This window comes from Mycobacterium sp. NGS22 (assembly GCF_059813095.1).
Genome location: NZ_JCALDY010000015.1, coordinates 1 through 20267, shown reverse-complemented (window position 1 = coordinate 20267; position 20267 = coordinate 1). Strand labels below are relative to the sequence as shown.

The following is a 20267-nucleotide window of genomic DNA, read 5'->3' as shown; positions in this document are numbered from 1 at the left end:
CCGCCTACCGCAGCGCGGCGCGGACCGCCGCCGCGAAGGCGTCACCACGTGCGCCGTAGCCACTGAACTGGTCGAACGAGGCGCCGGCCGGCGCCAGCAGCACGGTGTCGCCCGGGGTGGCGAGGTCCCGGGCCGCCGCCACCGCTGCGGCCATCACGCGAGTGCCGACGGTCTCCGCGGCAACGTTAACTTGTATCACTTTAGTAACAGGAGCCTCAGCTGTCGCATGCATCACAACATCCTCGCCTGTCACAACCTGTACGACGGGGACATCGGGCGCGTGTCGCGATAACGCCTCGACAACCTCGGTCCGATCCCGGCCGAACAGGACCACCCCCACCAGCCGCGATGCGATGCGGGCCACCTCGGCGTCCACAGAAGCGCCCTTGAGCAGGCCACCGGCCAGCCACACCACCCGGGGATACGCCAACACCGAAGCTTCCGCGGCGTGCGGGTTGGTGGCCTTGGAATCGTCGACGTAGGTGATGCCGTCCGCGACGGCCACCACCTCCGATCGGTGCCGGCCCGGCCGGAAAGCGGTCAGCGCGTCGCTGATCGCCGTCGCGGGGACGCCGACGCTGCGCGCGAGCGCGGCCGCCGCCAACGCGTCCAACACCCCGACCGGACCCGGCACGGGTATCGAGGCGATCGGCGCCAGCGGCAGGTCGCCGGCGAAGGCTCGGTCCACCAGGTATCCGTCCCGCACGCCGAGTTCGCCGGCGGCAGGTTCGCCGAGCCGGAAACCGACCCGCACCGAAGCCGGCGCGGTGTCGGCCAACGCGGCAGCCCGGGCGTCGTCGAGTCCGACGACGGCCACCCGACCGGTGAGCACCCGGGCCTTGGCGGCGGTGTAGTCGGCCATCGTGCCGTGCCAGTCCAGGTGGTCCTCGGCGATGTTGAGCACCACACCCGCCTCGGGCCGCAACGAAGGTGCCCAGAACAACTGGAAACTGGACAACTCCACGGCCAGCACGTCGGACGGCGTAGCCAGCACATCCAGGACCGGGTCGCCGATGTTTCCGCACAGCGCGCTGCGTAGCCCGCCGGCGCTCAACATGTCGTGCAGCATCGAGGTCGTGGTGGTCTTCCCGTTGGTACCGGTCACCACCAACCAGCGCCGCGGCGGCCCGTACTGGCCGGCCGCATCCAGCCGCCAGGCCAGCTCCACATCGCCCCAGATGGGCACCCCCGCCGCCGCGGCCGCGGCCAACACCGGGGTGCTCGGCTGGAAGCCGGGACTGGTGACGACCAGCGCATAGAAGTCGATTCCGGCGATCGCTGCCGCCGGATCCGCGGTCGCCACCCCGGCATCGGCGTACGGGAGCAGCATCGCGGGGTCGTCGTCACAGAGCGTCGGAACGGCACCGAACCGGGTCAGCGCGGCCAGTACCGCCCGGCCGGTCACGCGCGCACCCGCGATCAGCACGGGCGCACCCGACGTCAACGGGCCCAGCACGTCAGGGTCCGATCGTGGACAGGTATTCGCCGTAGAACAGTGCCACCCCCAGACCGCAGGTGATGGCGGTGAGCAGCCAGAACCGGATGATCACCGTGGTCTCGGCCCAGCCGGTCAACTCGAAATGATGGTGGAACGGCGCCATCCGGAACATCCGGCGTCCGGTGGTCCGGAACGTCAGGATCTGCAGAACCACCGAGGTGACTTCGGCGACGAACAACGAACCCAGCACCACGGCCAGGATCTCGGTGCGGCTGGTGACCGACAGGCCCGCGATGATGCCACCCAGCGCCAGCGACCCCGTGTCGCCCATGAAGATCTTGGCGGGCGCGGCATTCCACCACAGAAACCCGATGCAGGCGCCGGCGGTGGCGGCCGCGACCAGCGCCAGATCCAGCGGATCGCGCACGTCGTAGCAGCCCTGCAGAGCTCCCGGCAGTCCCAGCACGGTCGCCGTGGCGCACGCGTTGCGGAATTGCCAGAAGGTGATCAGCACATAGGCCCCGGAGACCATCGCCATGGCGCCGGCCGCCAACCCGTCGAGCCCGTCGGTGAAGTTGACGGCGTTGGACCAGGCGCTGACCACGACGACACAGAACAGCACGAATACCACCGGCGTGAAGGCGATGGTGGCGATGTCGCGCACATAGGACAGGTTGAGGCTGCCCGGGGTCAGGCCGGCGTTGTTGCGGAACTGCAAGACCAGCACCCCGAACAGCACGGCGGCGGCGATCTGGCCGATCGTCTTGGCGGTCTTGTTCAGTCCCAGGTTGCGCGAGCGCCGGATCTTGATCAGGTCGTCGAGGAAGCCGACGCCGCCCAGCGCGGTAGCCAGGCCGAGCACCAACAGACCGGACGCGGTGACCCCGTCGCCGTCGAAGAGCAACCCGAACAGATGCGTGCCCAGGTAGCCGCACCAGATGCCGGCCAGGATCGCCACCCCGCCCATCGAGGGCGTGCCCCGCTTGGTGGCGTGGCTGGGCGGGCCGTCCTCCCGGATCTGGTGGCCGAACCCCTGCCGGGTGAACAGCCGGATCAGCGCCGGGGTCAGCAGGATCGACACGGTCACCGCGATCGCCACCGCGATCAGGATCTGCCTCACGGGCGCGGGCTTTCGCCGTCGGCCACCAGCGCGTCGGCCAACTGACCGAGGCCGGCCGAATTGGAGGCTTTGACCAGGACGACGTCGCCGGGGCGCAGCTCGGAGCGCAACAGCGTCAGGGCCGCCTCACGGTCGGGCACGTCGACAACCTCCGACCCCCACGAGCCCTCCATGACCGCTCCGTGGTGCATGGCGCTCATCAACCTCCCGGTTCCCACGACAACGAGTCGAGACACATCTAAGCGCACCGCGAGCCGACCGATGCGATCGTGCTCGGTTATCGCGTCGTCACCGAGTTCGGCCATCTCCCCCAGTACCGCCCAGCTGCGTCGCGGTTCACCCGCTTGGTCGGCGTGCGCCATCCAGGCCAGCGCCTGCAACCCGGCGCGCATCGAATCGGGGTTGGCGTTGTAGGCGTCGTCGATCACGGTCACCCCGTCGGCGCGGGTGCTCACCTGCATCCGGTGCCGCGACACCGGTCCCGCCTGGGCGAGCGCGGCCGCGACCTGTTGCACGTCGGCACCGCATTCCAGCGCGACCGCGGCCGCGCACAGTGCGTTGCTCACCTGATGGTCACCGGATACGCCGAGCTCGATTTCGGCGTGTGCTTGACCCGCGTGCAGGGCGAACCGTGGTCGCGCCAGTTCGTCCAGGGAAACCGGTCCGGCCCAGACGTCGCCGCTGGCGCGACTCACCCGGACGACGCGGGCCGCGGTCACCTCCGCCATCGCGGCGACCATCGGGTCATCGGCATTGAGTACGACCACCCCGGACGACGGAACCGCTTGCGGCAGTTCGGATTTGGTCTGTGCGATGACCTCGCGGGAGCCGAACTCCCCCAGGTGCGCGGTGCCGACGTTGAGGACGACGCCGATCGCCGGCGGAGCGATCTCGGCCAGCGCGGCGATGTTGCCGGGATGGCGCGCCGACATCTCCAGCACCAGAAAGTCGGTGTCACGGGTGGCCCGCAGCACCGTCCAGGGATGCCCCAACTCGTTGTTGAACGACCCGGGCGGGGCGATCACCTGCCCGAGTGGTTGCAGGACCGCGGCAACCAGGTCCTTGGTCGAGGTCTTGCCCGAGGATCCGGTGATCCCGATGATCGTCAACCCGCCCGCCACCAGGTCGGCGGCCACCGCCTTTGCCAGCCTGCCCAACGCGCCCAGCACCGCCGCGCCGGACCCGTCCACGTCGTGTTCGAGCACGCCGGCCCGGCCGTCGGGTGCCTGCTGTGGGGCCACCACGATGGCCGGCACCCCGACCGGGCGGGCGGCCAGCACCACGGCGGCGCCGGCGGCGACCGCGGAAGCGGCGTGGTCGTGCCCGTCGGCGCGTGCGCCCGGTAACGCCAGGAACAACCCACCCGGCCCGACGGCGCGCGAGTCGAACTCCACGGTCCCGGTGACGTGGATGCTGGCCGCCTGCTCGGCTGTGATGTCAGCCAGGGTGCCGCCGACGATCTCGGCGATCCGGGCGATGGTCAGATCGATCATCGGTGCCGCTCCAAAGCCTGCGCCAATTCGACCCGATCGTCGAACGGGTGCGTTTCCCCGCCTCCGCTCTGCCCGGTTTCGTGCCCTTTGCCGGCGATCAGCACCACGTCACCCGGTCCGGCCCAGGCCACCGCGGCCCCGATCGCCTCGCGACGGTCGCCGATCTCGACCACTTGCGCTTTACCGTCGGCGGTGCCGGCCAGGATCTCCCTGCGGATCGCCGCGGGATCCTCGCTGCGCGGGTTGTCGTCGGTGACGATCACCAGGTCGGCCAGCTCGGCGGCGATGGCGCCCATCGGGGCGCGCTTGCCGGGGTCGCGGTCACCGCCCGCACCGAACACCACCGCCAGCCGTCGGCCGGGGTGCAGCAGAGTGGTCAGCACCGCGCGCAGCGCCTCGGGCTTGTGGGCGTAGTCGACCAGCGCGACGAAGTCCTGGCCCCGGTCGACCTGTTCGAGGCGACCCGGCACCCGGGTCTGTCGTAGCCCCGGCGCCGCCTGCTCCGGGGACACCCCGACGGCGTCCAGAACCGCCAGTGCGACAAGGCAATTGGCGATGTTGTAATGCCCCGGCAAGTCGATGCCGATCCGGTGCCGGCCGCCGGCGGGGTCGATCGCGGTGAACTCCTGACCCGCCGGGCCCCGCGGGGTGATGTCGGCGGCGCGCCACTGCGCGGGGCGGTCGGTGACACTGACGGTGATGGCGGTACCCGCCCGCTCGGCCATCGCGCGACCGCCGTCGTCGTCGACGCACACCACCACGGTGCGGGCGCGCAACGCAGAAGCCGGGTCGAACAGCAGCGCCTTGGCCTCGAAGTAGTCCTGCATGGTCAGGTGGAAGTCCAGATGGTCCCGGGAGAGGTTGGTGAAGGCCCCCACGGAGAACTCGGTGCCGTCGACCCGACCCAGGCTCAGCGCGTGACTCGACACCTCCATGACCACGGTGTCCACCCCGCGCTCGGCCATCGCGGCGAACATCGCCTGCAGAGCCGGAGCTTCCGGGGTGGTCAGCGCGCTGGGGATGTCGGCACCGTCGATGCGGACGCCGATGGTGCCGATCAGCCCGGCGACCCGGCCACCGGCCCGCAGCCCCGCCTCGACCAGGTAGGTGGTGGTGGTCTTGCCCGAGGTGCCGGTGATCCCGACGACCGTCACCCGGCCGGACGGGCGTCCGTACACGGTGGCGGCCAGCCCACCCAGCACGCTGCGCGGCGCCGGATGCACCAGCACCGGCACCTCGAGGTCCCCGCCGCCCAGTTCGGCCACGCCGGCGGCATCGGTGAGCACCGCGACGGCCCCGCGTTCCATGGCCTGCCCGGCGTGACGGGCGCCGTGGGTGGTGGACCCGGGCAGGGCGGCGAACAGGTCGCCGGGACGCACGTCCTGGGCGCGCAGCGTCACCCCGGTGACCGTCAGGTCGCCGAGCACGGTGAGCCGGTCCGGTCCGGCGGTCAGCACGGCGCCTACCTGCGCGGCCAGCGCGGCCAGCGGCACGCCCGCGCCGGTGCTGGGGCGCAGATCCGTTGGCACCGACGCCACCTCCGTCACCACCTCCGTCGGGTCGGCCTGATCGGGATGATCGGCCAAGACACCCTACCTAGCCGCGGCAGCGGACACGCCCGTCCGGGACGGGCAGCGCGCGGCCGGTAGTTACATCGCCTGCAAGGTGAGCGGCGGTCCCGGGTCCGGCGACAGCGGAACGTTCGCGCGCTGCATCAGCCAGCCCGCGATGTTGTGGAACAACGGCGCCGCCGAGTGGCCGGGAGTGCCGTCGGCGTTGCGCTGCGGATTGTCCATCATGATGCCGATCACGTAGCGAGGATTGTCGACGGTGGCCATCCCGGCGAAGGTGATCCAGTAGACGTCGTCGAAATAGCACCCGCAGCCGGGGTTGATCTGCTGCGCGGTTCCCGTCTTGCCCGCCATCTGGTAGCCGGGCACCGACGCGGCCGGCCCGGTGCCCTGCTGGTAACCCATCGGGTCCTGCTGCACCACCGCGCGCAGCATGCCGCGCACCGTCTGGGCGGTCTGCGCCGAGACCACCCGGACGCCGTCGGGACGGGGTTCCTCGGTGCGGGTGCCGTCGGCGGCGATGGTGGCCTTGAGGATGCGCGGCGGGATCCGCACGCCGTCGTTGGCGATCGCCTGGTACATGCCGGCCATCTGCAGCAGGGTCATCGAAACCCCTTGTCCGATAGGCAGATTGGAGAAGGTGCTGCCCGACCACTGGTCGATCGGCGGCACCAGGCCGGCGCTCTCACCGGGCAGCCCGACAGCGGTGCGCTGACCCAGCCCGAACTTGCGCACCATGTCGTAGAAACGTTCCGGGCCCACCCGCTGGGCCAGCATCAGCGTGCCGACGTTGGAGGACTTCCCGAATACCCCGGTGGTGGTGTAGGGCATCACGCCGTGCTCCCAGGCGTCGTGGATGGTGACCCCGCCCATTGAGATGGTGCCCGGGACCTGCAGCACCTCGTCGGGGTTGGACAGTCCGTATTCGATGACCGAGGACGCGGTGATGATCTTGTTCACCGAGCCCGGCTCGAAAGGCGAGGACACCGGCAGGTTGCCCAGCTGCCGGTCGCCCTGGCGCCCGATGTCCTGCGACGGGTCGAAGGTGTTGTCGTTGGCCATGGCCAGCACTTCACCGGTCCTGGCGTCGAGTACGACGGCCGAGACGGTGTGCGCGCCCGATACGTTCTTGGCCTGCTGCACCTGCTGTTGGACGTAGAACTGGATGTCGTCGTCGAGGGTGAGCTGGACGGTCGAACCGTGCACCGCCTTATGCCGGTTGCGATAGCTGCCGGGGATGACGACGCCGTCCGAGCCGCGGTCGTAGGTGACCGACCCGTCGGTGCCGGCCAGCATCGCGTCCAGGGAGTCCTCCAGGCCCAGCAGACCGTGGCCGTCCCAGTCGATGCCGCCGACGATGTTGGCCGCCAGTGACCCGCCGGGGTACTGACGCAGGTCCTGACGCTCCGAGCCGACCTCGGGGAATTTGGCCGAGATCGCTTGCGCGATAGCGGGATCAACGTTGCGGGCCAGGTAGACGAACGTCTCGTTGCTCTGCAGCTTCTTCAGGATTGTCGCGGCGTCCGGCTTGTTGTTCAGCTTGCCGGCGACCTCTTTGGCGATGTCCTTGAGCCGTTCCTGGGGGTCGGGCGCGTGCGGCGACTTCTTCTTGGCGTCCTCCAGCTGCTGACGAACCCGCTTGGGCTGGAAGGTCAGTGCGCGCGCCTCGATGGTGAACGCGAGCCGGTCGTTGTGGCGGTCGACGATGGCACCGCGGATCGCCCGTTCGACGTCGGTGACCTTGAGCTGGCCGGCCGCTTGCGCGTTGAGCTGCGAAGCATTGGACACCTGCAGGTAGAACAACTGCGTGACAGCCACCGCCATCAACACCAGGATGACGGCGTTACCGGCCCGGTGCCGGAAGACGAAGGAGGCGCCGCGACCGACCACCTCGACGGCCTGACGGGTGCGCCGGTCTCGTGCCGAGTGCCCGGCGGGCACCGAATCCGACCGGACGCGAGATACCTTGGCCTCGGTGGCTTTACGAGAGCGCTTCGGATGCTTGGTGTCACGGGCCGGACGGGGGGCGCGGCGCGGGTCGCCGCGGTTCATCGCGCGGCCCCCGGCACCGTCGGGAGCGGGACCGGTTGTTCAGCGGTAGCCGGCGCGGGCAACACCGCCGGTGGCTGCACCGTGGGCACCGTCGGCAACAGGTCGGCGTGTACTGAGTTGGGGGCCGGCACTGTCGCCCCCGGCACGGGTAGCTGAGCACCCGGCACCGTCGCACCCGGCACCGGCAGCTGAGCACCCGGCACCGTCGCACCCGGCACCGGCAGCTGACCGCCCGGCACCGTCGCACCCGGCACCGTTCCCGGAACCGTCGGCACCTGTCCGGGCACCGCCGGCACCTGTCCGGGCACCGCCGGCACCTGTCCGGGCACCCCCGAAGCACCGGGCCCCACCACCGTCGACGCACCGTCCGGCCCGCGCAGCAGCACCTGTGGGCCAGAGTGGGCCGGCACACTCGGGTCGGTGGCACCGGGCGCGACCCGCACCGCGACCTCCGGCGGCGGGGCCGCCGGCCGGGGCGGCGGTGGCGGAGTCTCGTCGGGCAACTTGGCGTTCAACGGCGGCGGCGGGACCCCGTCGGCCGGTTTGGGGTTACCCACCACCACCCAGGTGCCGTCGGGCGCCTGGACCAGATGGGCGGTGTCGCGGGTGGGAATCATGCCCTGTTTGCGCGCCGCCTCGGCCAATGCGGGCGCCGACTCGGCCTCCCGGACATCGCGTTCCAGCGCCTCCTTCTGCTGTTGCAGCATCCGGGTCCGTTCCCGGGCATGGCTGAGCTGGTAGGAGCGCTCGGCGGCGTCGGTGGACAACCACAGGGTCAAACCCAGTCCCACACCGAGTGAACCGATGACGAGCACCACGAAGGGCACCCGACTCAACAGGGTGCTGGGCCGCAGGTCGATCTCGGTCAGGCGGGCGGCCAGCCGCTCGGTCAGTTTGGGCCGAATCACCTTGGGCGCTTTGGCTTTGCGAGCCTTGGCGCGCGCCTTGGCCTGACTGGCGTTCTTGGCCCGGACCGGTCGATCCACCGGGCGGGATATCGGGCTGGTCTGAGGTCCCGAACGGGGCACGCGCGCCTCGCGGCTCGGCGCTGCCGGCGTGCGCGACCGGTTGCGGCGCGACGACACGTCGGCAGCGGTGCGGGCACTGGGCCGGCCCGCGCCACCCCGTCGGGTGTCACGACGTTTGGACGCCTCGCGCTGTGTGCTCATGCATAGCCCTTCCCGCTTGCGTGCTCAATTCGTTGCAGCGCCCGCAGTCGCACCGGGGTGCTGCGCGGGTTGCGCTCCATTTCGGCTTCGTCCGCCCGCTCTGCGCCGTGCGTCAACGACCGGAATCGCGGCCCGTGGCCGGGAAGTTCGACCGGGAGACCCGGCGGTGTACGGGAGGCGGTCGCTTCGGCAAAGGCGCGCTTGACGATCCGATCCTCCAGGGACTGATAGGCCAGCACCACGATGCGACCGGCCAACGCGAGCGCGTCGAGCGCCGCCGGCACGGCACCGCGCAACGACTCCAGCTCGTCGTTGACCGCGATGCGCAATGCCTGGAAGGTGCGCTTGGCCGGATGTCCGCCGGATCGGCGGGTGGCGGCCGGGATGGCTTCGTAGAGCAGGGCCACCAACTCGCCGGTCGACGTGAACGGGGCGCGGGCGCGGCGTCGGACGATCTGTGCGGCGATGCGTCGGGCGAACCGCTCCTCGCCATAGCGATGCAGGATGCCGGCCAGCTCGGCTTCGTCGTAGGTGTTGACGACGTCGGCCGCTGTCAGGGGCGCCGACGGATCCATCCGCATGTCCAGCGGCGCGTCCTTGGCGTAGGCGAACCCGCGCTCGGCACGGTCGAGCTGCATCGACGACACACCCAGATCGAACAGGATCCCGTCAACGGATTCGACTGTGCCGTAACCGGATTCGCCCAGGGCGGTGGCTATGCCGTCATAGCGGGTGTGCACCAGCGTAATCCGGTCGGCGAATGGGGCCAGCCGGTCGCGGGCGATGTCCAGCGCGGTCGGGTCCCGGTCGAGTCCGATCAATCGCAAGCCCGGCAACTCGGTGAGGAATCGCTCGGCGTGCCCGCCGGCGCCCAACGTCGCGTCGACGAGGATAGCACCGGAGCCGTCGGGGTGATAGCGGGTCAGCGCCGGGGTGAGCAACTCCAGGCAACGGTGCGCCAGCACCGGCACATGACCGAAATCGGAAGGGCCGGAAGTCGGTTGGTGTGCCACCGCAAGACCTCCCGGGCTGTATCGGCCTACCGGTGACCGCGCACCGTGGTCTCTGTCCGAAAGCACGCACCTGGCGTTGGGGAAGTACGCCAGGGTCGGTTCGGGCAGAGACCACGGTGCACGGGCATGCACCTCAGAAGATGTCGCCGAGTGCTTCATCGCTGGCCGCGGAGAAGTTCTCTTCATGGATTTGCTGATAGTTGTTCCAGGCCTGGGCATCCCAGATCTCGAGGAAATCGACCGCACCGATCACCACGCAGTCTTTCGACAGGCCGGCGTAGCGGCGATGGTCGGCAGACAGCGTGATCCGGCCTTGGGCATCGGGGTGCTGCTCGTCGGTGCCGGCAGCGAGGTTACGGAGGAAGGCCCGGGCTTCGGGATTACTGCGGGGCGCCTTGCTCGCCCGCCGCGCCAGCTGTTCGAACTCCGACCGCGGGTAGACGGCGAGGCTGTGATCCTGGCTCTTGGTGACCATCAACCCCCCTGCCAACGCGTCGCGAAACTTGGCCGGCAGCGTGAGCCGCCCCTTGTCGTCGAGCTTGGGCGTGTAGGTGCCGAGAAACACTGCGGCACCTCCAACTTGCTTCGCACCCAAACGCTTCGGCTACCATACCCCACAATCCCCCACTTCTCCCCAAAAACACCCCCTCCGCGCGTCCCGAAGCCGCCCACTGCCGATCAGACCGCCGCCCAGCGCGGTCAGCTCCCGCGGAAGGCCCTAGAGCGAAGAGGAAAACGCGCATTTCAGGGGCCTAAACCACCCCGTCGGGAGCGAGGTGGGGCGCAGTGGGGCAGATGGGCACAACTGCGCTACGAATCGGGCACAAGGTGGCGTCGTCCGGCATGGCGGGCGTGTCCGCGGGGCTGCATCTGCGATCGTGGCGGGGCCGGCAAACGAGAACGGGGCAGCCGTCTGGCTACCCCGTCATGTGTTGGCGCGCTGTACTACTCGTCGAACCGGCGGCGGAACCGATCCTCCATACGACTGGTGAACGAACCGCTGCCACCCTTGGGTCGACGCTGACGCGACGCACCCGACGTCGACCCGCCGTGATCCGGCCTGCCGGCCAGCCGGCGGCCGGTGACCGCGTACACCACGCCGCCGAACATCACGACGAACCCCAGCACGCTCAGCACCGGGAAACTTCCGATCATCGTGGCTTTGAATGCCACCCCGGAGACCAGCATCGCCAAACCGACGACGAACAGCGCCGTGCCTTGCAGCCGGCGCCGTGCCGTCGGGGCGCGGAAGCCGCCGCCGCGGACACTCGAAGCGAACTTGGGATCCTCGGCATAGAGAGCGCTCTCGATCTGATCGAGCATTCGCTGCTCATGATCGGAGAGTGGCATTCGTCCCTCCTTGCCGAAACACTGTGGTGTCTTCACCGATAGCACACGTATAGCCCGTTGTGGGGCAATTAACTCCGATGATACGAGGTCATTGTTCGCGGTACCAATGATTCGCAAACGATTCTATCGCCTCGACAGCCGACGCAACGCGATGGTCCGCGGCGGTCGCGGGTGCAACCCGTCACACGATGTCGACAGACTGCCCGTCGCCGCGCGACGACGGCGTCCGATACTGGAACCCGACCGGACCCAACCGAAGCCGAGGAGGACACCGCGCGTTGGCGACCTTCCTCATCGACCTGCCCCCGAAAGACATGGAGCGCCGCCTCACCGACGCGCTGAAGGTCTACGTCGACGCGATGCGCTATCCGCGCGGCACCGAGAATCAGCGGGCCGCGATGTGGCTGGAACACACCCGGCGACCCGGCTGGAAAGCGGTCGCCGCCGTCGAAGTCGCCGACGCACGCCGACCGGCGGGTGACCCTCCGACGGCGGCCGAGTTGAGCAACGCGCCGCTGGTCGGGGTCGGCTACGGCTATCCCGGGGCGCCGGGACAGTGGTGGCAGCAGCAGGTCATCCTCGGTTTGCAGCGCAGCGGCTTCCCCGCCCCGGCGATCGACCGGCTGATGACCAGTTACTTCGAGCTCACCGAGCTGCACATCCACCCCCGCGCGCAGGGTCACGGCCTCGGTGAGGCGCTGGCCCGTCGGCTTCTGACCGGTCGCGACGAAGCCAACGTCCTGCTGTCCACGCCGGAGACCAGCGGGGAGGGCAACCGCGCCTGGCGGTTGTACCGCCGGTTGGGGTTCACCGACGTCATCCGCAGCTACTATTTCGCCGGGGATCCCCGGGCTTTCGCGATTCTGGGGCGCGCGCTGCCACTCTGAACGGGCGGCTCACCCGGTCTGGCACGATGACCTGGTGCCCGCCAGCCTTTCCGCGCTACCGGTCCGGGGATCTCGCCGCATTTCCAGCGACCGCCGTCGTCGGCTGCTGGCCGTCGTGATGCTGCTGATGCTGGTGCCGTTGGCCACCGGATGCCTGCGAGTCCGGGCGTCGATCACGATCTCCCCCGACGACCTGGTGTCCGGCGAGATCATCGCCGCGGCCAAACCCAAGAACAACAAGGACACCGGACCGCAGCTGGACACGAACCTGCCGTTCAGCCAGAAGGTCGCGATCTCGAATTACGAAAGCGACGGCTACGTGGGTTCGCAGGCGGTCTTCGCCGATCTGACCTTCGCCGAACTGCCGCAGCTGGCCCACCTGAACTCCGACGCCGCCGGAGTGAACCTGTCGCTGCGCCGCAACGGCAACCTGGTGATCCTGGAAGGCCGGGCCGACCTGACATCGGTGACCGATCCCGAGGCCGAGGTCGAGCTGACCGTCGCCTTCCCTGGAACCGTGACGTCCACCAACGGCGACCGGATCGAGCCCGAGGTCGTGCAGTGGAAGCTCAAGCCGGGCGTGGTGAGCACGATGAGCGCCACCGCCCGCTACACCGATCCCAACACTCGGTCGTTCACCGGGGCGGGGATCTGGCTGGGCATCGCGTCGTTCGCCGCCGCGGGCGTGGTGGCGGCGTTGGCCTGGGCCAGCCGGGACCGTTCGCCGCGGTTCACCGCGTCCGGCGACCAGTCGTCCAGTTAGGCCGGGGCCGTCGGCGCCCAGTAGGCGAGCATCTCCGCGAAAGTCTCGAAGGCCGGGCCGGACACGCCGTAGGTCGCCTCGAAGTGGATGCTCAGCGGAAAGCCGAGGTCGGCGACTCCGTCGATGACCCGCTTGTAGAGGTCGACCAGCAGCGCACGTTTGTCGGCGGGCTCACTGGCGGCCAAAGTCCTGACGAACTCCTGCTCCCCGGCCACCGCGGCGTTACCCGGGTCCTGGATCAGCCAGTTGATCAGCCCGACCCGGCTCTCGACTTTGGGGACGAACCCGAACGACAACAGAATCTCGGGCCGATGGTCGGTCTGCTTGGCGAAGTCGGCCAAGAACCCCACGATGGCGTCGGAGTAGAGCAGTTGGGTCATGCCGTAGGTGGCACCCTGGTCGCACTTGAAATTGAGCCGGCCGTGTTCGCCTTCCCGGGTCGGGATCACGATCACACCGCGATTGGCCACGGCGTCGCGATAGATCGACAGCGCCTCGGTCGGTGGCACACCGTCGCCTTCCCCGTCGTTCATGGTGCGCGGCACCCCGACGAAGACCACACCCTGCATCCCGGACTCGGTCAGTGCGGTGAGCCGCTGTCCCAGCGCCGACTCGTCCATGAACGCGGTGACCTGGGTGCACAGGCCGTGCAGGCCAGGCAGTTCCGGTTTGATGATCGACCAGAAGTCCAGCACGTCCAGCTTGGCCTTCATCGGCACCGGGCGGTCGTCGTCCTCGGCGATCATGCCCGGGATCATCACGTGCCGGAGCCGACCGTCCAGACCGGACTCGGCCGAGTACCGCACCACTTTGTGCGCGTCTTCCAGCGCCCGCTCCCGACCGTCCTCGACGTTGGGCGGCACCAACTCGAGCGCGATGGTGTTGAGCGTCACGCGATTCCTCATTCTTCAGCTGACTCGTCTGGCGCTGCGTCGCGCAAACCTTGGACAAACCCCCACGACAGCATAGGGGCGCGATTTTCACGCTCATCAGGCGCTGGCGGCAGCCGTTGCGCGGATCGGGCAAACGCCGCGCGGCATACACTGTCGGGCCAGAGGTATGCCGAGTGAGGAAGGGGCGCTGCGCTGAGCCTGGAAGCATCGGCAGCATCGGCAACCGTCGAGGTGGCCGCCGCCGTCACCGACCAGCTGCGACGGTACCTGCACGACCGTCGCGGTGAAGCCGGCTACCTGGAATTTCCGTGCGGCACCGACTTCGCCGAGTTGACCGGCTGGCTCGAGGATTTCGTGCTGAGCGGGGGCAAGCGACTGCGGCCGGTGTTCGCCTACTGGGGATGGGACGCGGTCACCGACCACCGGCCCGATTCCGATGTGCTGCTGCTGTTTTCGGCGCTGGAACTACTGCACGCGTTTGCCCTGATCCACGACGACGTGATCGACGCCTCGGCGACCCGACGCGGCCGGCCGACCGCCCACCAGCACTTCGCGGCCCGGCACCGGGAACGTCGGTGGCGTGGCCCGGCCGAACAGTTCGGGGTATCGGCGGCGATCCTGCTCGGCGACGTCGCGCATACCTGGGCCGCTGACATCGTCTCCCGCGCGCGCCTGTCAGCCGATGTGCGGCCGCGGGTGGAGCGGGTCTGGTCGGCGATCCGCACCGAGGTGCTGGGCGGCCAGTACCTCGACATCGTCGCCGAGGCCGCCGTACCGGGCTCGGTGGACGAATCGGTCACGGCGGCGATGACCGTGGCCACCTACAAGACCGCCTGCTACACAGTGACGCGCCCGTTGCAGCTCGGGGTTGCCGCCGCCGCCGACCGGCCCGAGGTGACGGCGGCCTTCGAGCGATTCGGGACCGACCTCGGAGTGGCGTTCCAGCTGCGCGACGACGTCCTGGGCGTCTTCGGCGATCCCGCGGTGACGGGCAAACCGTCCGGCGACGACCTGCGCTCAGGCAAACGCACCGCGCTGCTGGCCGAGGCAACGCAACTGGCCGCGGAATCGGATCCGTTGGCCGCCAATCTGTTACGCACGTCGATCGGCACCGATCTGACAGAGGACCAGGTGTCCGAACTACGCGAGGTGATCGAGGGGGTGGGCGCACTGACGGCCGCGGAGAACCGGATCACCGAGCTGACCGACCGGGCCCTGGCCACCTTGGCCGCGGCACCGATCAACGCGTCTGCCAAAGCCGGCTTGGCCGAGCTGGCCCAGGCAGCCACCGATCGGTCCGCGTGAGCCGATGACCACTCCGACACCGGCCCCGCAGGCCGCCAGCACTGTTCCGAAAATAACTGTGGGACAACGCATTTCGCGACTGTCCGCGTTCGCCAGAGCGCCGGAGGGCGGTCCGGCGCGGTTGGGGTTCCTGGGTGCTGTCCTGATCACGATCGGCGGCCTGGGCGCGGGTAGCACGCGCCAGCATGACCCGCTACTGGAGTCGATTCATCTGTCCTGGATGCGTTTCGGCCACGGACTGGTGCTGTCGTCGATCCTGCTCTGGGTCGGCGTGAGCCTGATGCTGATCGCGTGGTTGCGGCTGGGGCGGCGGTTGCTCGGCGAGGGAGTCAGCGAGTTCACGATGCGCGCGACCACCGCTTTCTGGCTGGCCCCGCTGCTGTTGTCGGTTCCGGTGTTCAGTCGCGACACCTATTCGTATCTGGCGCAGGGCGCGTTGCTGCGCGACGGCTTCGATCCCTACGCGGTGGGGCCGGTCGGCAACCCGAACCCGTTGCTGGACGACGTGAGTCCCATCTGGACGATCACCACCGCGCCCTACGGCCCGGCGTTCATCCTGGTGGCCAAGCTGGTGACGGTGCTCGTCGGCAACAACGTCATCGCCGGAACGATGCTGCTGCGCCTGTGCATGCTGCCCGGTCTGGCGCTGCTGATCTGGGCCGCCCCCCGGCTGGCGCGCCATATTGGCGCCGACGGCGCCACCGCACTCTGGATCTGCGTGCTGAACCCCCTGGTGCTGATCCATCTGATGGGCGGGGTGCACAACGAGATGCTGATGGTGGGCCTGATGGCCGCCGGCATCGCGCTGACCTTGCAGCGGCACCACGTCGCCGGTATCACGCTGCTCACCGTCGCGATCGCGGTCAAAGCCACCGCGGGGCTCGCGCTGCCGTTTTTGGGCTGGGTGTGGATGCGTCATCTGCGCGACGACCGCGACTGGCGGCCGGTGCAGGCGTTCGCGGTTGCCGCGCTGTCCGCGTTGCTGATCTGTGTCGCGGTATTCGGTGTGCTGTCGCTGGCGGCCGGGGTCGGATTGGGCTGGCTGACCGCGCTGGCCGGATCGGTGAAGATCATCAACTGGCTGACCGTGCCGACCGCCGCCGCGAACCTGATCCATGCCTTGACCAGCGGGTTTTTCGCTGTGCAGTTCTACTCCGTGCTGCGGATCGCCCGGCTGGTCGGCATCGTCGTGATCGCGGTGTCGCTGCCGGTGCTGTGGTGGCGGTTCCGGCGCGACGACCGCGCCGCCCTGACCGGCATCTTCGCCGCGATGCTGGTCGTGGTGCTGTTCGTGCCGGCCGCGCTGCCGTGGTATTACTCCTGGCCGCTGGCGGTGCTCGCTCCGCTGGCGCAGTCGCGTCGCGCGATGGCCGCCATCGCCGGGTTCTCGACCTGGATCATGGTGATCTTCAAACCCGACGGGTCGCACGGAATGTATTCCTGGCTGCACGTCGGGCTCGCGACCGCCTTCGCGCTGGTGGCCTGGCGTTCGATCTACCGCGCACCGGACCCCGAGGAAGACACGCCGGCCGAGGAGCCGCTCGCTAGTACGCCATAGCCTGGGCGCGCCGCACCACTTCGCGCGCCTGATGGGCGTGCAGCGCATCGACCGGGCGGGCGTTGTTCAGGGCGTCGCGCGAGCCGTCGCGGGTGACCGTCAGCGACGGGTCCGGGGTGAACAGCCAACGGACGATCTCGGTGTCGTGGTAGCCGCCGTCGTGCAGGATCGTCAACAGACCGGGCAGGCTCTTGACGACGTGGCCCGAGGTGGTGAAGAAGACCTGCGGCACCACCACGCCGCCGGCGCGGCGCACCGCGACCAGGTGACCTTCGCGCAACTGCTGCTGCACCTTGCTCACCGGAATGCCGAGCAATTCGGCCACCCGGGACAGGTCGAAGGTCGGCTCGTCGGGATCAAGGACATCGTCGCCGGCGGGAATGCTGCCCACCAGGTCAGTCTAGAACTGCCGGGCGGCCACGTCTGCGCCTTCTGCCAGGAAAATATCCCCGTCCACCTACCATTGCCTGCGTGGTTGGGGATCCCTTGCACGGCGCCGTGCTGGACGGCCGCTATCTGGTGCAGGAGAAGATCGCCAGCGGCGGAACCTCGACGGTGTACCGCGGGCTCGACACCCGGCTCGACCGGCCGGTGGCCCTGAAGGTGATGGACCCGCGCTACTGCGACGACCAGCAATTCCTGACACGGTTCCAGCTCGAGGCACGCACCGTCGCGCGGCTGAAGAATCCATGTCTGGTGGCCGTCTACGACCAGGGCCAGGACGGTCGCTACCCGTTCCTGGTGATGGAACTCGTCGAAGGTGGCACCCTTCGCGAACTGCTGACCGAGCGCGGGCCGATGCCGCCGCACGCGGTGGTGGCGGTGCTGCGACCCGTGCTGAGCGGGCTGGCCGCCGCGCACCGGGCCGGCCTGGTGCACCGCGACGTCAAGCCCGAGAACGTCCTGATCTCCGACGACGGCGAGGTCAAGATCGCCGATTTCGGGTTGGTACGCGCCGTTGCGGCCGCGGGCATCACCTCTGCCAGCGTCATCCTGGGCACCGCGGCGTATCTGTCCCCCGAGCAGGTGCGTGACGGCAGCGCCGGTCCCCGCAGCGACGTCTACTCGGTGGGGATCCTCACCTACGAACTGCTGACCGGGGGCACCCCGTTCACCGGCGACACCGCGCTGTCGGTCGCCTACCAGCGGCTGGAGGCCGACGTGCCGCCGCCGAGCGCCGTGATCGACGGTGTGCCAACGCAATTCGACGACTTCGTGGCCTGCGCGACGGCCGCCGACCCGGCGCAGCGTTACGCCGACGCGATCGAGATGGCCGCCGACGTGGAGGCGATCGCCGAGGAGCTGAACCTGCCCGACTTCCGGGTGCCGGCGCCGCGCGACTCCGCCCAACACCGGTCGGCGGCGCTGCACCACAGCCGCGCGGGCGGCGCACCCCGTCCGAACCCGACCCGTCAGTTCACCCGCGAGCCCGAGGCCTGGCCGGAACCGGACCCGCCGGTCGAACCGGCGACGGAGTTCGAGGTCGACGACGGGGTGTTCGCGGGCATCCCGATCGACGAGTTCGTCTGGGAGCGTCAGCACCGGCGCCGCATGGTGCTGATCTGGGTGGTCGTGGTGCTGACGTTGACCGGGCTCGTGGCGACCGGGGCCTGGATCCTCGGAGCGCACCTCAGCGGCCTGCTCTAGGTTGCGCGAGCAGACGCAAAAGCCCCTATTTCGTGCCGAAATCGGGGGCTTTTGCGTCTGCTCGCCCGGGGTGCGGCTAGTCGCGCAACATCTCCGCGACCAGGAAGGCCAGCTCGAGGGACTGCTGGGTGTTCAGCCGCGGGTCGCACGCCGTCTCGTAGCGACCGGCCAGATCGTGGTCGGAGATGTCCTGCGCGCCGCCCAGGCATTCGGTCACGTTCTCGCCGGTGATCTCGACGTGGATGCCACCCGGATGGGTGCCCAAGGCGCGATGCACCTCGAAGAAGCCCTGCACCTCGTCCACGATCCGATCGAAGTGCCGGGTCTTGTACCCCGTCGACGACTCGTGGGTATTGCCGTGCATCGGGTCGCACTGCCAGATCACCTGGTGACCGGCGGCCTGGACCTTCTCGATGATCGGCGGCAGCACGTCGCGCACCTTGTTGTTGCCCAGCCGGCTCACCAGGGTCAGCCTGCCCGGCTTGTTGTGCGGGTCGAGTCGCTCGACGTATTCGACGGCCAGTTCCGGCGTCATCGTCGGGCCGATCTTGACGCCGATCGGATTGGCGATCACCTCCGCGAAGGCGATGTGCGCGCCGTCGAGCTGACGGGTGCGCTCCCCGATCCACACGGTGTGCGCCGACAGGTCATAGAGCTGCGGTTCGCCGTTCTCGCCCTCGGAAAGCCGCAGCATGGACCGCTCGTAGTCGAGCACCAACGCCTCGTGGCTGGCGTAGATCTCGGCGGTCTGCAGGTTGCGGTCGGCCACCCCGCAGGCGCTCATGAACCGCAGCGCGCGGTCGATCTCGGCGGCCAACGCCTCGTAGCGGGCGCCGGCCGGCGAGGTACGCACGAATTCGCGGTTCCAGTCGTGCGCCAGGTGCAGCGACGAGAACCCCGACGAGGTGAGCGCACGCACCAGGTTCATTGCGGCGCTGGCGTTGGCGTAGGCGCGGACCAGCCGCGACGCATCGTGGTCACGGACCGCGGCGTCGGGGGCGAAGCCGTTGATCATGTCACCCCGGTAGGACTTCAAGCCGAGGGCGTCGATGTCGGCCGACCGGGGTTTGGCGTACTGACCGGCGATGCGGGCCACCTTGACCACCGGCATGCTGGCGCCGTAGGTCAGGACCACGGCCATCTGCAGCAGGGTACGGATGTTGCCCCGGATATGCGGTTCGGTGTTGTCGGTGAAGGTCTCCGCGCAGTCGCCGCCCTGCAGCAGGAACGCCTCACCCCGGGCGACCTGGGCAAGTTGTTCCTGCAGACGGATGATCTCCGAGGACACCGTCACCGGCGGCACGCTCTCGAGCACCGTGCGCATCGCCGCCGCCTGGTCCTCGTCCCAGCTGGGCTGCTGCACGGCCGGCTTGGCCAGCGCCGCGTCCAGCCGGGCCCGCAGATCCGCGGGCAACGGCGGCAACGGCGGCAGCTGGTCGATCGGAATGTCGACGGTCCAGTTCATCGGTCCATCGTAACCGTGGCCGCCTGCACCCGGCTGATCAGGGCGAACGCTACTCCCCGCTGATAATTCGGAAGCGGCGCAACTGATCCCGGGCATCCACCAGCGCGTCGTGCACGTCGCGGGAACGCGGTGGCAACCGCGGACAACCGCGGTCTTCCCACAACTGGCGCAGCTCTCGGGTGAATCGGGGTATCGCCTTGGGCAGCGCCGGCATCGCACCCCACAACTGGCACAGCGCGACGTGGTCGTAGGCGGCCACCCAGGCCCACAGCTCGATCGGGTCCGGGCCGTCGACGCGGAGGAACTCTTCCAGGTCAGCACGGATCCGACTGCGCGAACGCCACAGCTGGGAGGCCGGTGACGGCAGCTTGGGCAGGACGTTCTCCCGCACCCAGGTCCCGGCCCGCCCCGGATCGAATTCGGTGGACACCGCGTAATACTCGCGGCCGTCTTCGGCGGCCACGCCGATCGAGATCAGCTCGATGGTGCGGCCGTCCTCGATGAACTCGGTGTCGTAGAAGTACCGCACCGCCGCAGCCTAGT

Annotated in this window: 18 protein-coding genes; 5 read left to right on the top strand and 13 right to left on the bottom strand. The window is 69.3% G+C overall.

The genetic code is table 11. The features are described from left to right. Positions 1–4: 4 nt before the first annotated feature. The 9 genes from murD to AC5Y47_RS15740 all read right to left on the bottom strand — a co-directional run bounded on the left by murD (position 5) and on the right by AC5Y47_RS15740 (position 11206). The gene (gene murD, locus AC5Y47_RS15780; protein WP_499945022.1) at positions 5–1456 is read right to left on the bottom strand and encodes a UDP-N-acetylmuramoyl-L-alanine--D-glutamate ligase; all 1452 of its coding nucleotides are present in this window, start codon (positions 1454–1456) and stop codon (positions 5–7) included. Between the two features lies 1 nt (position 1457). After that, the gene (gene mraY / locus AC5Y47_RS15775) at positions 1458–2558 is read right to left on the bottom strand and encodes a phospho-N-acetylmuramoyl-pentapeptide-transferase (RefSeq protein WP_499945020.1); all 1101 of its coding nucleotides are present in this window, start codon (positions 2556–2558) and stop codon (positions 1458–1460) included. Further along, on the bottom strand, positions 2555–4051 hold the full coding sequence (locus tag AC5Y47_RS15770) for a UDP-N-acetylmuramoyl-tripeptide--D-alanyl-D-alanine ligase (protein WP_499945018.1): 1497 nt from the start codon (positions 4049–4051) through the stop codon (positions 2555–2557). Before AC5Y47_RS15770 ends, mraY begins: the two co-directional genes overlap by 4 nt. After that, a complete protein-coding gene (locus AC5Y47_RS15765) occupies positions 4048–5637 on the bottom strand; it encodes a UDP-N-acetylmuramoyl-L-alanyl-D-glutamate--2,6-diaminopimelate ligase (protein WP_499945016.1) in 1590 nt (529 codons plus the stop codon). The genes AC5Y47_RS15770 and AC5Y47_RS15765 overlap by 4 nt, the downstream gene beginning before the upstream one ends. Before the next feature lie 63 nt (positions 5638–5700). Then, entirely contained in the window at positions 5701–7674 is a 1974-nt protein-coding gene (locus AC5Y47_RS15760; protein ID WP_499945015.1) for a peptidoglycan D,D-transpeptidase FtsI family protein, read from the bottom strand. Continuing rightward, positions 7671–8843: a cell division protein FtsL gene (gene ftsL, locus AC5Y47_RS15755; RefSeq protein WP_499945013.1), complete on the bottom strand. Its 1173-nt coding sequence runs from the start codon at positions 8841–8843 to the stop codon at positions 7671–7673. The genes AC5Y47_RS15760 and ftsL overlap by 4 nt, the downstream gene beginning before the upstream one ends. Beyond that, positions 8840–9988, bottom strand: coding sequence for a 16S rRNA (cytosine(1402)-N(4))-methyltransferase RsmH (rsmH, locus tag AC5Y47_RS15750; protein ID WP_499945148.1), 1149 nt, complete (start codon positions 9986–9988; stop codon positions 8840–8842). The genes ftsL and rsmH overlap by 4 nt, the downstream gene beginning before the upstream one ends. Position 9989: 1 nt before the next feature. After that, positions 9990–10421 carry a division/cell wall cluster transcriptional repressor MraZ gene (mraZ, locus tag AC5Y47_RS15745; RefSeq protein WP_499945011.1) on the bottom strand — a complete coding sequence of 144 codons (432 nt, stop codon included), beginning with the start codon at positions 10419–10421 and terminating at the stop codon, positions 9990–9992. A gap of 380 nt (positions 10422–10801) precedes the next feature. After that, entirely contained in the window at positions 10802–11206 is a 405-nt protein-coding gene (locus AC5Y47_RS15740; RefSeq protein WP_499945009.1) for an SCO2097 family morphological protein, read from the bottom strand. Between the two features lie 278 nt (positions 11207–11484). Here AC5Y47_RS15740 and AC5Y47_RS15735 point away from each other — a divergent pair, with 278 nt between their 5' ends. Both AC5Y47_RS15735 and lppM read left to right on the top strand, forming a co-directional pair. After that, a complete protein-coding gene (locus tag AC5Y47_RS15735; protein WP_499945007.1) occupies positions 11485–12093 on the top strand; it encodes a GNAT family N-acetyltransferase in 609 nt (202 codons plus the stop codon). 79 nt (positions 12094–12172) lie between these two features. After that, positions 12173–12856 (top strand): lipoprotein LppM, encoded by a 684-nt coding sequence (gene lppM / locus AC5Y47_RS15730; protein WP_499945147.1) that lies wholly within the window; start codon positions 12173–12175, stop codon positions 12854–12856. On the opposite strand, the gene AC5Y47_RS15725 is transcribed toward lppM, so the two are convergent. Further along, positions 12853–13749 carry a mycobacterial-type methylenetetrahydrofolate reductase gene (locus AC5Y47_RS15725; protein WP_499945005.1) on the bottom strand — a complete coding sequence of 299 codons (897 nt, stop codon included), beginning with the start codon at positions 13747–13749 and terminating at the stop codon, positions 12853–12855. The genes lppM and AC5Y47_RS15725 overlap by 4 nt on opposite strands. Positions 13750–13980: 231 nt before the next feature. Here AC5Y47_RS15725 and AC5Y47_RS15720 point away from each other — a divergent pair, with 231 nt between their 5' ends. After that, entirely contained in the window at positions 13981–15054 is a 1074-nt protein-coding gene (locus AC5Y47_RS15720; protein WP_499945003.1) for a polyprenyl synthetase family protein, read from the top strand. A gap of 4 nt (positions 15055–15058) precedes the next feature. Beyond that, the gene (locus AC5Y47_RS15715) at positions 15059–16612 is read left to right on the top strand and encodes an alpha-(1->6)-mannopyranosyltransferase A (protein ID WP_499945002.1); all 1554 of its coding nucleotides are present in this window, start codon (positions 15059–15061) and stop codon (positions 16610–16612) included. Here the strand turns inward: AC5Y47_RS15715 and AC5Y47_RS15710 are convergent. Next, on the bottom strand, positions 16599–17003 hold the full coding sequence (locus AC5Y47_RS15710; protein ID WP_499945000.1) for an Rv2175c family DNA-binding protein: 405 nt from the start codon (positions 17001–17003) through the stop codon (positions 16599–16601). The genes AC5Y47_RS15715 and AC5Y47_RS15710 overlap by 14 nt on opposite strands. A 71-nt stretch (positions 17004–17074) precedes the next feature. On the opposite strand from AC5Y47_RS15710, the gene AC5Y47_RS15705 reads away from it, so the two are divergent. Next, positions 17075–18259, top strand: a complete 1185-nt coding sequence (locus tag AC5Y47_RS15705; RefSeq protein WP_499945146.1) for a protein kinase domain-containing protein — start codon at positions 17075–17077, stop codon at positions 18257–18259. A 76-nt stretch (positions 18260–18335) separates the two neighbouring features. Here the strand turns inward: AC5Y47_RS15705 and AC5Y47_RS15700 are convergent, their stop codons facing one another. Next, complete coding sequence (locus AC5Y47_RS15700) at positions 18336–19724, bottom strand: class II 3-deoxy-7-phosphoheptulonate synthase (RefSeq protein WP_499944998.1); 1389 nt, start codon at positions 19722–19724, stop codon at positions 18336–18338. Positions 19725–19773: 49 nt separating this feature from the next. Next, on the bottom strand, positions 19774–20253 hold the full coding sequence (locus AC5Y47_RS15695; protein WP_499944996.1) for a polyadenylate-specific 3'-exoribonuclease AS: 480 nt from the start codon (positions 20251–20253) through the stop codon (positions 19774–19776). Positions 20254–20267: the final 14 nt, after the last annotated feature.